Source organism: Pedobacter sp. BG31, assembly GCF_042464845.1.
GTDB lineage: Bacteria > Bacteroidota > Bacteroidia > Sphingobacteriales > Sphingobacteriaceae > Pedobacter > Pedobacter suwonensis.
The window spans coordinates 136395-149347 of record NZ_JBHNZK010000003.1 but is presented as its reverse complement, the minus strand read 5'-3'; the positions used below and the strand labels follow the sequence as shown (position 1 = coordinate 149347).

Sequence of the window (12953 nt, the reverse complement as noted above, 5' to 3'; positions counted from 1 at the left end):
ACTTTTCCGTTTTCGCCAAAGGCACTGTTTTTTATTAAATAAAATTGATAGAACAGAAAACCCGGAGCGTAGTGAGGAATTATGGGGATAGCAGAGCTGCAGTAACCGAAGTATCACGACGCTCATTTTCGAAAAAATATTGAGCACCCTTCAAACCTATCAGGTTTTTGAAACCTGACGGGTTTAATAACCATTAAATATTCTGCGCAATTACAAAACCACTGGCCCAGGCCCATTGAAAGTTATAGCCACCAAGCCAACCGGTTACATCCAAACACTCGCCACCGAAAAACAGGTTTGGGATTTTTTTGCATTCCAAAGTTTTAGAAGAAATTTCGTTCGTATCGATTCCTCCGCGCATTACCTCAGCCTTATCATAACCTTTATCTCCTGCAGGCTTTACCTTAAAATGGTGGATGGTTTGTTCTATTAGATCAATTTCCCCTTTGGTTAGTGCAGCAACGGGTTTATTCAGAGGCAAAAATTTGCCCAGTGCATCCGTAAATTTCCTGGTATAAATCCGGTTTAGCAATGTAGACACTAAGGTTTTGCCGTTTGTTTTCCTTTCTGCGTCCAATAACGAAACTATATTTTGGTGTGGCAGCAAATTTAAATTGACTGTCTGTCCCCTCCTCCAAAATGAAGAAATTTGCAAAATAGCAGGCCCGCTCAGTCCCCAGTGCGTAAAAAGAATATTCTCTTCAAATGATATTTCGTCATTGCTCACTTCACAAAAAACGGCATTGCCCGAAAGTTGTGCAAACCACTCTTCGTCTTTTCCGGTAATGGTTAAAGGAACCAGGGCCGGTGCAGTTTCAACAATTTTTAAGTTGTGTTTTCTGGCAAAGCGTAAAGCAAAATCAGTAGCCCCCATTTTCGGGATCGGTAATCCACCGGTGGCAATGACCAGTTTCGCCGCACTTAGCGCAACCGTTTTACCATTCCTTTCATAATTAACCCTAAAGCCATCAGGTAGAATTTCAATTTCTTTTACATCAGCACTGCACCTGATTTCCTGTCCAAAGTCTTCACAAATAGCCGTAAAAACCTGTACCACATCTTTGGCATTTTTTTGATCCGGGAATAATTGCCCTAAAGTTTTTTCTTTTCCTTCAATGCCATAAGTTTCAAAAAAGCTAATGGTATCGTCAACCGTCCATTGGGTAAAAGCAGATTTTACAAAGTGCGGGTTGGCCGATATAAATTGCTCTGCTGATGCGAATTGGTTGGTATAATTACAGCGGCCACCTCCTGAAATTAAAATTTTTGCGCCAGGTTTTTCATTTTTCTCCAGCACAATAACCCTCTTGCCCAGATAGCCTGCCTGCACTGCGCACATCAGTCCACACGCGCCTGCCCCAATAATTATTGCATCAGCATTCATCTATAAAATTTATTATGGTTACTTTTGCACAAAAGTAGCATTATTTTCAAGCGCATGGCAAAACAGATTAGCGAATTAAAATTAGGTATTTTAGGTGGCGGGCAACTGGGCAGGATGCTCATTCAACAAGCCATAAACTATAATGTAACCACATTAGTTTTAGACCCGGATCCTGATGCTCCCTGTAAACACATTTCCAATTATTTCGAAAATGGCTCCATCACAGATTTTGACACCGTTTATAATTTTGGCAAGAAAGCTGACATCATCACCATTGAAATTGAAAAGGTAAATATTGATGCACTTGAACAGCTCGAGAAGGAAGGCAAAAAAGTATTTCCGCAATCAAGGGTAATTCGTTTAATCCAGGATAAAGGAGTACAGAAACAGTTTTTCAAAGAGAACGATATCCCGACCTCTCCTTTTCAGATTGTAAATACAAAGGAAGATATGGAAAACTGCAATATTCCGTTTCCATATATATTAAAACTGCGTAAGGATGGTTACGACGGTAAAGGAGTAATGAAAATCAATGGTGCCTCCGATCTGGAAAAAGCTTTTGATGCACCTTGCATTGTTGAAAAACTGGTTGATTTTGAAAAAGAAGTAGCCGTAATTGTGGCACGTAATGCCAATGGCGATGTGAAGACATTCCCAATGGTGGAAATGGAATTTAATCCGGAAGCCAATCTGGTTGAGTTTCTCATCTCACCATCCACTTTTGCTGAAAGTTTGCAACAAAAGGCCGAAAACATCGCTAAGAATATAGCTTCAGCAATGAATATTACCGGTATTTTAGCGGTGGAAATGTTTGTATGTAAAGACGGTGAGTTACTGGTGAATGAGGTTGCTCCCCGCCCGCATAATAGCGGTCATCAGACTATTGAAGGCAATTACGTTTCTCAGTTCGAACAACATTTACGCTCCATTTATAATTTGCCGCTTGGCGATACCAGCAGCATTACCAATGCCATTATGATCAATCTGCTTGGAGAAAAAGGTTTTGAAGGCGTGGCCCAATATGAAAACCTGGAAAAAGTACTCGCCATAGATGGTGTGTATGTTCACCTATACGGCAAAAAGTACACAAAACCTTTCCGCAAGATGGGCCATGTTACCATTGTTGATATCGACAGGGAAAAAGCGATTGAAAAAGCAAGGTTTGTACAAAAAACACTAAAGGTAATTGCTTAAGCCCCTACCGCGCCGAATTGGAGCTAAAAGCAGGATAAAGAAATAAATTTAGAAGAAATAAAAACAGATATGAGTCAAGGAAATTCAAATTCAGCATTAGTAGGGATTATTATGGGAAGCAAATCAGACCTGCCGGTGATGCAGGATGCTGCTGATGTACTAAAAGAATTTGGAATCAGTTACGAAATTACGGTAGTTTCTGCACATAGAACACCAGAACGTATGTTCAATTATGCTAAAGAGGCTCAGGGTCGTGGCTTAAAGGTTATTATTGCAGGCGCTGGTGGGGCTGCCCATTTACCTGGAATGGTAGCTTCGATCACTACCTTACCCGTAATCGGTGTCCCGGTAAAATCATCAAACTCTATTGATGGTTGGGATAGTATTTTATCTATCTTACAAATGCCTAACGGTATTCCGGTAGCCACAGTAGCTTTAAATGCAGCTAAAAATGCGGGCCTGCTGGCATCTCAGATTTTAGCTACCGCTGATGAATCTTTAACGGTTAAAATGCAGGCTTATAAAGATGAGTTGAGAAAAAAGGTTGAGGAAAGCGCTGATAGCATTTAGTTTAGAGTCACAAGTTGGGAGTTTGGAGCAATAGCGTTAACTCAAAACTCCAAACACCCAACTCCAAACTAGTTCAAACTCGGATCTACCGGAAAATTACTGATATGAGCATACTTTGGTCCCAGGTTCACAATCACATCGCGCCAAAGTTTTTCGTCATCATTACTAAAAATCAGATCAGGGTTAAAGTTATCACTTACCATCCAGGCATTTTGCTGTAGTTCACGATCAAGCTGACCACCATCCCAGCCCGAATATCCCATAAAAAATTTCACTTCGTCCTGCTGTATCGCATTGGTATTAATCAGGATCTTAAGTGTTTCAAAATTTCCACCCCAGTATATACCGTTTCCGATTGGTTCGCCACTTTGTAACCTGTCATAACACCTGTGGATAAAATGTAAGGTATCTGCCGCAACAGGACCACCGAAATAAATATAATTTTTGGCATCCCATAAATCGGGAATTACATCATTCAATACCAGATTGCCTACCTGATTAAGAATATAACCTACAGTCCCATCCGCACCATGTTCCGTCAATAACACAACAGATCTTTTAAAATTGGGATCGGCCATAAAGGGTTCTGATATGAGCAAGCGACCGGTTTTTGGTTTTATATTGTTCAGCATGATGATAATCATTTGTTACACCGTAAAAGATGCCTATTTTTGTTAAATGCAAGTTACAAATGAATTTCTACAAAACCTGCGCCAAGATTACAAAAGCGCTTCACTAGATGAATCTGACGTTGATCCAGATCCGATTGTTCAGTTTCAAAACTGGTTTCAACACGCGGTTGATGCTCAGATATACGAACCTAATGTAATGACTTTGGCCACTGCAGATAAAGCTGGCAGGCCCGATGCCCGCATTGTTTTACTTAAAGGTGTTGATAAAGACGGCTTTCGGTTTTTTACCAATTACCTAAGTGCCAAAGGAAAAGAGCTAAAACGTAATCCTTATGCTGCTTTAGTATTTTTCTGGCCCGAATTGGAAAGACAGGTGAGAATTGGAGGTACCGTAGAAAAACTGGATAAAGAAACCTCGGAAGCCTATTTTAATACCAGACCGGTTGCCAGTCAGATTGGCGCGGTAGTTTCGCCGCAAAGCCAGATTATTCCAAACAGGGCATTTCTGGAAGAAAAAGTTGAAGAACTGAAAGCTAAAAGTGCCGAAAAGGGTATTGTTAAACCGGCACATTGGGGCGGTTATATTGTAAAACCAACCAGAATAGAGTTTTGGCAAGGCCGAAGAAGTCGGTTGCACGATAGGATAAACTTTGAACTGGTAAAAGGAAGCTGGACAAAAACCAGGTTGGCACCATAACCTTTTTTATAAAATTAATATAGATTGGTTTTGCAACAAATCTTTTTTACCAAATCGTTTATTAATAATTTCCGTTTAATCATTAAAGAATGAAACAAATAGCAGTTATCGGATCTGGAACTATGGGAAATGGCATTGCCCATACCTTTGCACAATTTAATTACAAGGTCAACCTGGTTGACATCAGCCAGTCTGCGTTGGATAAGGCCATGCAGACCATCACCAGGAACCTTGACAGACAGGTTGCCAAAGGAACCTTAACAAACGAGCAGAAATCAGCTTCATTGGATAATATCACTACTTATACCTCAATAAAAGATGGGGTTCAAAATTGCGATTTAATTGTTGAAGCTGCTACAGAAAACATCGACTTAAAGCTGAAGATCTTTAGGAAGTTAGATGAATATGCGCCTGCACATGCCATTCTGGCTTCCAATACTTCTTCTATATCAATTACTCAAATTGCTGCTGTAACCGGCAGAGGTGAGCAGGTAATCGGAATGCACTTTATGAATCCCGTGCCGGTGATGAAGTTAGTAGAAGTAATAAGAGGTTATGCCACAAGCGATGAAACAACCAGCACCATTATGCAGCTGTCTCAGCGTCTGGAAAAGGTTCCTGTGGAGGTAAACGATTATCCGGGTTTTGTGGCCAACCGAATTTTAATGCCCATGATTAACGAGGCCATCTATACGCTATACGAAGGTGTAGCGGGTGTCCAGGAAATTGATACCGTAATGAAACTCGGAATGGCACACCCGATGGGCCCCTTGCAGTTAGCCGATTTTATTGGCCTGGATGTTTGCCTGGCGATATTAAAAGTATTAAACGATGGTTTCGGAAACCCGAAATATGCACCTTGCCCACTACTGGTAAACATGGTGGCAGCGGGCAAAAAAGGTGCTAAAACTGGTGAAGGCTTTTATCAATACATTTCAGGGTCAAAAGACCTCATTGTTTCTGATAAATTTAAAAAATCCTAATTTTTTTAGCATTTAATTTTATATTTGCTGCATGAATGAGCATCTGGACCCTGAAGCAAGCCACTTAACCCCTACCGATCGCGATATTGAAAGGGTTTTAAGGCCTCAGGCATTTGAAGATTTTACAGGACAAGAGAAAGTGATGGAAAACCTGAAAATTTTTGTTCAGGCAGCTAAACTCCGTGGCGAAGCTTTAGACCACGTGCTTCTGCATGGTCCTCCGGGATTAGGTAAAACCACACTTTCTCATATCATCGCCAACGAAATGGCAACCGGTATCAAAGTAACATCAGGCCCTGTATTGGATAAACCCGGCGATTTGGCTGGCTTATTAACCGGCCTGGATGAAGGTGATATTCTTTTTATTGACGAAATCCACCGTTTATCCCCTTTGGTTGAAGAGTATCTATACTCAGCCATGGAAGATTTCAAAATCGATATCATGCTCGAAACTGGTCCTAATGCCCGTTCAGTGCAGATATCACTTAATCCTTTTACATTAGTAGGTGCAACCACACGCTCCGGCTTGTTAACAGCACCCCTGAGAGCCCGTTTCGGAATTAATGCCCGTTTGGCTTACTATGACGCTAAATTACTCACGACAATTGTACTCCGCTCCTCCGAAATATTAAAAACGCCCATCAGCGATGAAGGTGCCTATGAAATTGCCCGACGCAGCCGCGGTACGCCCCGTATAGCCAATGCCTTATTACGCAGAACCAGAGATTTTGCACAGATTAAAGGAAATGGAACTATCGAAACCGAAATCGCCCGTTATGCATTAGACGCATTGAACGTAGATGAACATGGTCTGGATGAAATGGATAATAAGATTCTGGTTACAATTATTGATAAATTTAAAGGCGGTCCGGTGGGCTTAAAGACCATTGCCACTGCCGTTGGAGAAGATGAAGGTACTATTGAAGAGGTTTATGAACCATTTTTAATTCAGGAAGGCTATATCATGCGTACATCACGTGGACGAGAAGTTACCGAGGCTGCATACAAACATTTAAAGAAAAATTTTCCTGGACAAACGGGAAAGCTGTTTTAGGAAACGTTGGTTGCGTCAAAATTGCCACCTAAACTAACGTCCAACCGAATGAAAAAGTCTATTGACTGACCTCAAAAACCTCACTGCTACGGTTGAGGTGCAGACCGTAAATAAAATTAACTGCCATTCCAGCGCAGGCCGGATCTTAAGGGCTTGGTACCACTCATTACCATTTCCATCAGACGTGTATTGAACGGAATAAATAGAAAGAAGCAATATCTTTTACAATAAACATCGCTTTATTCACTCAATTGGGCATGATGATTTACATTCGGTAAACACCGAGCTGTTTAACAAAAAAACCAAATTGAAGTTCCTTTTTTATATATCTGTTACAATAGAAGTTTTGGCACAGCGTTTGAATTGTTTGAACCACACACAAATAAATTGGATTATTATGAAAAAGTTATTCATCATCTCCGCGATTTTAGGTATCGTGGCGTTAACTTCTAATCAATCTAACGCTCAGGTAAATATTAATGTGAACATTGGTCCTCAACCAACATGGATTCCTGCTGGTTACCAAAACGTTAATTATTATTATCTTCCAGAAGTTCAATCTTACTATTATGTCCCTCAAAGGCAGTTTGTTTATTTGAATGGCAACCGTTGGATCAGATCAAGGTATTTACCTGCCAGGTATAGGGGTTATGATCTGCATCACGGACGAAAAATTGTAATGCGCGGAAACAGTCCATACCGTGATTACCACAGGCATAGGGTAACTTATGTAAGCCGAAATAACTATTACCGCTCATCTTATGGCGGCGGTGTTGACAGGATCAGAAACCGCGCACCAAAGCATCATTATAAACCACATCACGTTGACCATAGACACCATGATAAAAGGATAAATACAAGTTTATTATCCAGAGGTTACCGAGAGAAGCATGGTCATGGCAGACATTAAAATAAAAAAGAGGCTTTAAGCCTCTTTTTTATTGAGAAAGCAAGCTGACATGAATCAGCGCAGCTTTTTTTCATTCTATTGATGTGGAATAAAACTTTCTGCTTTTTCCAGAACGACCTTTAAACCTGACGGATTTTTACCTCCTGCTGTAGCATAAAACGGCTGTCCACCGCCACCGCCCTGTATTTCTCTACCCAGTTCGCGAACGATATTTGAAGCATTTAATCCTTGTTTCACCAACTGATCAGCAAGCATCACTGTTATTCCTGGTTTGCCATCAATTTCTGTTGTGAAAACCAGGAAAAGGTTATCAACCATATCTCTTAACGAGAAAGCCAGGTTTTTAACGGCCTCAGCGCTTTGCAGATCAATGTGTTTAGCAATCAGGTTAACGCCATTTATTCCTCTTACATGATGTACAATATCGTGTTTCAACGTATTTACACGTTCTATCGTCGATTTTTCAATTTCCTTTTTCAGTTTTGCATTTTCATCAAGTAATGCCTGTACAGCTGCAGATAAATCTTTGCTCCCGTTTAGTAAAGCTTTTAAATGACCCAATTCTTTTCTTTGATCGAGGAAATACTGTTCAGCTTTATCAGCGGTTATGGCTTCGATCCGGCGAACGCCAGCTGCAACAGCGCTTTCTGAAACAATTTTAAAGGAGCCGATCTGTCCGGTCGCTTTTACGTGCGTACCGCCACAAAGCTCTTTGGAAAAATGATCGTCAAAAGTGATCATGCGGACAAAATCGCCATACTTTTCGCCAAATAATGCCGTAACACCACTTTCAATAGCATCTTGATAAGGAACATTCCGTTGTTCCTTTAACTTAATGTTTTGCCTGATTTTCTGATTTACAATTACTTCAATCTGTGCTAATTCCTCATCAGTCACTTTAGCAAAGTGAGAAAAATCGAAGCGCAGATAATCTGCATTCACCAACGAGCCTTTCTGGTTAACATGTTTTCCCAAAACCTGTTTTAAAGCGGCGTGTAACAAGTGTGTAGCCGAGTGGTTATCTTCAGTTAAGATACGTTTATCTTCATCTACAACTGCCCAGAATTTTCCTTCCAGGTTATCGGGCAATATATCGGTAAAATGAACAGTCAGACCGTTTTCTTTTTTTGTATCTGTGATGTCTACCCAGAACTGGCGGCTATGGTCTTCTAAACGCCCGGTATCGCCTACCTGACCACCACTTTCGGCATAAAATGGCGTTTGGCGCAATACAATCTGATACTGTTCTTTCCCTTTAGCTTTTACTTTACGGTATTTTAATATCTCGGTTTCAATTTCCAAATCATCATATCCCACAAACTCACTTTGATCATCAGCATTTACGATATTCCAATCACCTGTATCAATGGCAGTTGCGGCACGGCTATCGTCTTTTTGTTTTTTAAGGGCCTGTTCGTAGCCTACAAGATCAACACTCCAACCTTTTTCGCGAGCCATTAATTCCGTTAAATCAATAGGGAAACCAAAGGTATCTGATAATTCGAATGCAAAAGCACCTTCAACCACATTATTTGCAGCCTGGTATTTTTCGAAACGCTGAATACCTGTAGATAAAGTCCTCAAGAAAGAAACCTCTTCTTCCAGCACCACTTTTTGTACAAAATCCTGCTGCGAAATCAGTTCATCAAAAACCCCTTTAAATTGATCAGCCAATAAAGGAACCAATTGATTTAAAAATGGTTCTTTAAAGTTTAAAAAGGTATAGGCATAACGTACAGCCCTGCGTAGAATCCTGCGGATGACATAACCGGCTTTATTATTAGAAGGCAACTGACCATCTGCAACCACAAAGGAAATGGCACGGATGTGATCGGCCATGACGCGCATGGCAATATCGGTTTTCTCGTCGGCACCATATTTAATACCCGATTTTTCAGCGATAAACTGAATTATCGGTTGGAAAACATCGGTATCATAGTTGGAGGTTTTTTCCTGTAAAACGCGCACCAAACGTTCAAAGCCCATTCCGGTGTCAACATGTTTGGCTGGCAAGCTCTGCAATGAACCGTTTTTTAAACGGTTAAACTGCATAAATACATTGTTCCAGATTTCGATTACCTGAGGGTGATCTGCATTGACCAGCGTAGCCCCATCAACCAAAGCTCTTTCTTCATCCGTACGGCAATCTACATGGATTTCTGAACATGGTCCGCATGGCCCTGTATCGCCCATTTCCCAAAAGTTATCTTTTTTGTTTCCAGGTAAAATATGGCTTTCGTCTACATATTGTTTCCATAAATCGTAGGCTTCCTGGTCTTTCTCCAGCCCTTCTTTTTCATCGCCTTCGAAATAAGTAACATATAATTTATCCTTCGGGATTTTATAAACCTCCGTCAACAATTCCCAACTCCAGGCAATCGCCTCCTTTTTGAAATAATCGCCAAAGCTCCAGTTGCCCAACATTTCGAACATGGTATGGTGATAGGTATCAATACCAACTTCTTCCAGATCGTTATGTTTACCCGAAACACGTAAACAGCGTTGTGTATCTGCAACCCGAGAATATTTTATAGCGGCTTCCCCTAAAAAAAGATCTTTAAACTGGTTCATACCGGCGTTGGTAAACATTAAAGTGGGATCGTTTTTAACCACTATCGGTGCCGAAGGAACAACGTGATGTTGTTTCGATTCAAAAAAACTAAGGAATGCCTGTCTAATCTCTTTTGCTGTCATTTCAATATTATTGGAGGGAACAAAATTAAAATTTTATTGCGTTAATAAGGAAAAATCAAGCTACATTTGAATACTTTAATTAAATGATATAAAACGCTCATAATCAACAATAAAATATGCCTTATAAAGAAAGAGACATTAATAAAATGTATTATACCATGGGCGAGGTGACTGAAATGTTTAATGTCAACGCATCGCAGATCCGTTTTTACGAAAAGGAATTCGACATCCTCCAGCCCAAAAAAAACAAAAAAGGCAACCGCCTTTTTACGCCTGAAGACATTGAAAATCTAAAAATTATTTTCAACCTCGTTGATGAAAAAGGTTTTACCTTAAAAGGTGCTAAAGAATATCTGAAGAATAATAAAACGGGTGTGAAAGAGAATCAAAAAATTATTGACTCATTGGAAAAACTGAAAAGTTTTCTGGTCAATCTGGCACAAGAACTTTAATTATCCTGTTAAGTTACCCAAATAGTATATATTCCCACATTAAATCAACTATTTAAAAATACATTTTTGTAGTTTTTAATGATTTCCTTATATTAGAACTACCAATACAAAATCACCCTAATTTTTTATTAACCAGCTTAAACCCTGCTTATGAAAATTTTGTGTGTAGTATTGCCCGCCTTTTCATCCTATTCATTATTTCCAAAAAAGCATTTTGGTATCGGTTCCCCTGTATTGAAAAGTAATCTGCTTCCGCAGACAAGTCTTTTAAGGAACACGCTTATTCTCATCCTACATTTGATAAGGCATTGGTTTACTGCCCTTTATCATCGACTGTTAATTTTAAGTAATTGTGCTTTTAGGTTTTTAACTGCTGCTTTAATAATGATCGGCTTTATGGCAAATGCGCAAACCAATACACAGGAGGAAGATATACGTGATATTTTGGAAAGCGTGGCCGAAAACCTTCCCGATGATTACGATATGACCGAGTTGGTTGATGTATTGGAAAGGTATCGTAAACACCCAATTAACCTGAACAGAACATCGGTTGATGAGCTAAATACGCTGGTATTTTTATCTCCGCTGCAGATTGCAAATTTCTTTACCCATATCAAGGAAAACGGCCCACTTGCCGATGTGCTGGAATTACAAAGTATCCCTGGCTTTGATGTTAAAACGGTTCAAACCCTGCTCCCATTTATAACCTTAACCGACATGACTGATTATCAGCAACTCGGTTTTAAAAACCTTATTCATGCAGGTGAGAATGACATCATGATGCGACTGGCGCGAACCCTGCAAAAACAAAAAGGCTACACCGATTTACCTGGAAACCGGTATTTAGGTTCACCAGAAAAATTTCAGATGCGATATCGGTATCAATACAGCTCAATTCTATCAGCAGCCTTCACCTTAGATAAAGATGCGGGAGAAAAATTTATTGGCAAACCTTTCGATTTTTATTCAGGTAACATCGCGCTATTCAAATTGGGCAAATTAAAAAAATTGGTGATTGGCGATTATACGCAGCAGTTTGGACAGGGCCTAACCTTATGGTCGGGTTTTTCTTTTGGCAAAGGACCTGATGTTACCAGCGTAGCTAAAAAAGATTTGGGTTTAAGACCTTACAATTCTACCAACGAATATTCCTTTTTTAGAGGTGTGGCTGCAACCCTTAACTTATTTAAAAATGTAGATATAACCCCATTTATTTCTTTCCGCAAGCTGGATGCGAGTCAAAAGTTAGATGCCGATGGAAATTTAGTTCAGTCAACGATCAATCAGACCGGTTTGCACAGAACACCTACAGAGCTTAAAAATAAAGGTGTTTTGGCACAGACCGTATTTGGCACCACCATTCAATATGCTAAAAACGACCTTGCCATTGGTGCAATTGCCTATCATACCCATTTTAAGAGTCGTTTTATCACACAGACTGCAGCTTATGACCGGTATAGTTTTACAGGAAAATCTTTAACCAATCTGGGTTTATTTTATAATTATACCTATAAAAACATGTATCTATATGGGGAGGGCGCTAAAGGTTTAGGTGGTGGCTTTGCTTATATTAATGGTGTATTGGTGAGTTTATCATCGACAGTTTCTGCGGCTTTAACCTATCGCAATTATGCCAAAGATTACCATAGTTTCTTTAATCAGGCAGTATCCGAATCCAGTGAGGCGGTAAATGAAAGGGGCTTATATGCAGGATTAAATATCAACCCAAATAAACGTTGGGCATTCTCTTTTTATGGAGATTTATTCCGGTTTCCCTGGTTAAAATACCGTGTGGATGAACCTTCGAAAGGCTATGAAGTTTTAGCGCAAGCCATTTATATGCCCAGCAAAGCTTTTAAAATTCTGGTCCGGTACAAATCAGAAAAAAAGCAACAGAACACCGATCTGAATGTACCGGTAAAGTTTTTAGACGACGCAAAAAGAGATGGCTACCGTACAGAAACGAACTGGCAACTGAATAAGAACTGGCAATTTCAAAACCGCCTGGAGATTTCTCAATATAAGAAAGGAAGTGCCAAAAGGGAATTTGGATACCTCATTTATCAGGATGTAGACTATTCCCCAATGTTTGGCAGGTTAAGTGGAAATGTACGGTTTGCATATTTTAATACGCCGGGTTATAATAGTAGAATTTACGCTTACGAAGATGATGTGCTATACAGTTTTGCCTTTGGAATGTATAATGGAAAAGGGTTTAGAACCTATCTGAACCTAAGATATAATGTGATCAAAAAGCTTAATGTGTGGTTTCGATATGGGCTGTTTATTTATCAGGACGTAAAAACGGTAGGTACCTATCTGGACGAGATTAAGGGTAATCAAAAATCGGAGGTTAAACTTCAGGTACGCTATCAATTTTAAC

11 protein-coding genes are annotated in these 12953 nt (G+C 39.9%); 8 read left to right on the top strand and 3 right to left on the bottom strand.

Annotated elements, in window-relative coordinates; all coding sequences use genetic code 11:
• Positions 1-193: 193 nt before the first annotated feature.
• Positions 194-1384 (bottom strand): NAD(P)/FAD-dependent oxidoreductase, encoded by a 1191-nt coding sequence (locus ACFE6N_RS05785; protein WP_378934685.1) that lies wholly within the window; start codon positions 1382-1384, stop codon positions 194-196.
• Positions 1385-1438: 54 nt separating this feature from the next.
• Here ACFE6N_RS05785 and ACFE6N_RS05780 point away from each other — a divergent pair, with 54 nt between their 5' ends.
• Together ACFE6N_RS05780 and purE are read left to right on the top strand one after the other, a co-directional pair.
• A complete protein-coding gene (locus ACFE6N_RS05780) occupies positions 1439-2578 on the top strand; it encodes a 5-(carboxyamino)imidazole ribonucleotide synthase (protein WP_145854714.1) in 1140 nt (379 codons plus the stop codon).
• Between the two features lie 69 nt (positions 2579-2647).
• Entirely contained in the window at positions 2648-3148 is a 501-nt protein-coding gene (purE, locus tag ACFE6N_RS05775) for a 5-(carboxyamino)imidazole ribonucleotide mutase (protein WP_378934683.1), read from the top strand.
• 68 nt (positions 3149-3216) lie between these two features.
• On the opposite strand, the gene ACFE6N_RS05770 is transcribed toward purE, so the two are convergent.
• Positions 3217-3780 carry a YqgE/AlgH family protein gene (locus ACFE6N_RS05770; protein WP_378934681.1) on the bottom strand — a complete coding sequence of 188 codons (564 nt, stop codon included), beginning with the start codon at positions 3778-3780 and terminating at the stop codon, positions 3217-3219.
• Positions 3781-3826: 46 nt separating this feature from the next.
• Between ACFE6N_RS05770 and pdxH the strand changes: the two genes are divergently transcribed.
• The 4 genes from pdxH to ACFE6N_RS05750 all read left to right on the top strand — a co-directional run bounded on the left by pdxH (position 3827) and on the right by ACFE6N_RS05750 (position 7424).
• On the top strand, positions 3827-4477 hold the full coding sequence (gene pdxH, locus ACFE6N_RS05765; RefSeq protein WP_378934679.1) for a pyridoxamine 5'-phosphate oxidase: 651 nt from the start codon (positions 3827-3829) through the stop codon (positions 4475-4477).
• An 89-nt stretch (positions 4478-4566) separates the two neighbouring features.
• Complete coding sequence (locus ACFE6N_RS05760) at positions 4567-5460, top strand: 3-hydroxyacyl-CoA dehydrogenase family protein (protein ID WP_378934677.1); 894 nt, start codon at positions 4567-4569, stop codon at positions 5458-5460.
• Between the two features lie 31 nt (positions 5461-5491).
• Positions 5492-6514 carry a Holliday junction branch migration DNA helicase RuvB gene (gene ruvB / locus ACFE6N_RS05755; protein WP_378934675.1) on the top strand — a complete coding sequence of 341 codons (1023 nt, stop codon included), beginning with the start codon at positions 5492-5494 and terminating at the stop codon, positions 6512-6514.
• Positions 6515-6911: 397 nt separating this feature from the next.
• Positions 6912-7424 (top strand): hypothetical protein, encoded by a 513-nt coding sequence (locus tag ACFE6N_RS05750; RefSeq protein WP_378934673.1) that lies wholly within the window; start codon positions 6912-6914, stop codon positions 7422-7424.
• 75 nt (positions 7425-7499) lie between these two features.
• Here ACFE6N_RS05750 and alaS read toward each other — a convergent pair whose 3' ends face one another.
• Positions 7500-10118 carry an alanine--tRNA ligase gene (gene alaS / locus ACFE6N_RS05745; protein ID WP_378934671.1) on the bottom strand — a complete coding sequence of 873 codons (2619 nt, stop codon included), beginning with the start codon at positions 10116-10118 and terminating at the stop codon, positions 7500-7502.
• A 116-nt stretch (positions 10119-10234) separates the two neighbouring features.
• Here alaS and ACFE6N_RS05740 point away from each other — a divergent pair, with 116 nt between their 5' ends.
• On the top strand, positions 10235-10570 hold the full coding sequence (locus ACFE6N_RS05740) for a MerR family transcriptional regulator (protein ID WP_090979577.1): 336 nt from the start codon (positions 10235-10237) through the stop codon (positions 10568-10570).
• Positions 10571-10966: 396 nt separating this feature from the next.
• Entirely contained in the window at positions 10967-12952 is a 1986-nt protein-coding gene (locus tag ACFE6N_RS05735; RefSeq protein ID WP_378934669.1) for a helix-hairpin-helix domain-containing protein, read from the top strand.
• Position 12953 lies beyond the last annotated feature (1 nt).

Coding starts and splice junctions, on each gene's coding strand:
- ACFE6N_RS05785 (WP_378934685.1), bottom strand. CDS start 1,384: ATGAATGCTGATGCAATAATTATTGGGGCAGGCGCGTGTGGACTGATG.
- ACFE6N_RS05780 (WP_145854714.1), top strand. CDS start 1,439: ATGGCAAAACAGATTAGCGAATTAAAATTAGGTATTTTAGGTGGCGGG.
- purE (WP_378934683.1), top strand. CDS start 2,648: ATGAGTCAAGGAAATTCAAATTCAGCATTAGTAGGGATTATTATGGGA.
- ACFE6N_RS05770 (WP_378934681.1), bottom strand. CDS start 3,780: ATGCTGAACAATATAAAACCAAAAACCGGTCGCTTGCTCATATCAGAA.
- pdxH (WP_378934679.1), top strand. CDS start 3,827: ATGCAAGTTACAAATGAATTTCTACAAAACCTGCGCCAAGATTACAAA.
- ACFE6N_RS05760 (WP_378934677.1), top strand. CDS start 4,567: ATGAAACAAATAGCAGTTATCGGATCTGGAACTATGGGAAATGGCATT.
- ruvB (WP_378934675.1), top strand. CDS start 5,492: ATGAATGAGCATCTGGACCCTGAAGCAAGCCACTTAACCCCTACCGAT.
- ACFE6N_RS05750 (WP_378934673.1), top strand. CDS start 6,912: ATGAAAAAGTTATTCATCATCTCCGCGATTTTAGGTATCGTGGCGTTA.
- alaS (WP_378934671.1), bottom strand. CDS start 10,118: ATGACAGCAAAAGAGATTAGACAGGCATTCCTTAGTTTTTTTGAATCG.
- ACFE6N_RS05740 (WP_090979577.1), top strand. CDS start 10,235: ATGCCTTATAAAGAAAGAGACATTAATAAAATGTATTATACCATGGGC.
- ACFE6N_RS05735 (WP_378934669.1), top strand. CDS start 10,967: ATGGCAAATGCGCAAACCAATACACAGGAGGAAGATATACGTGATATT.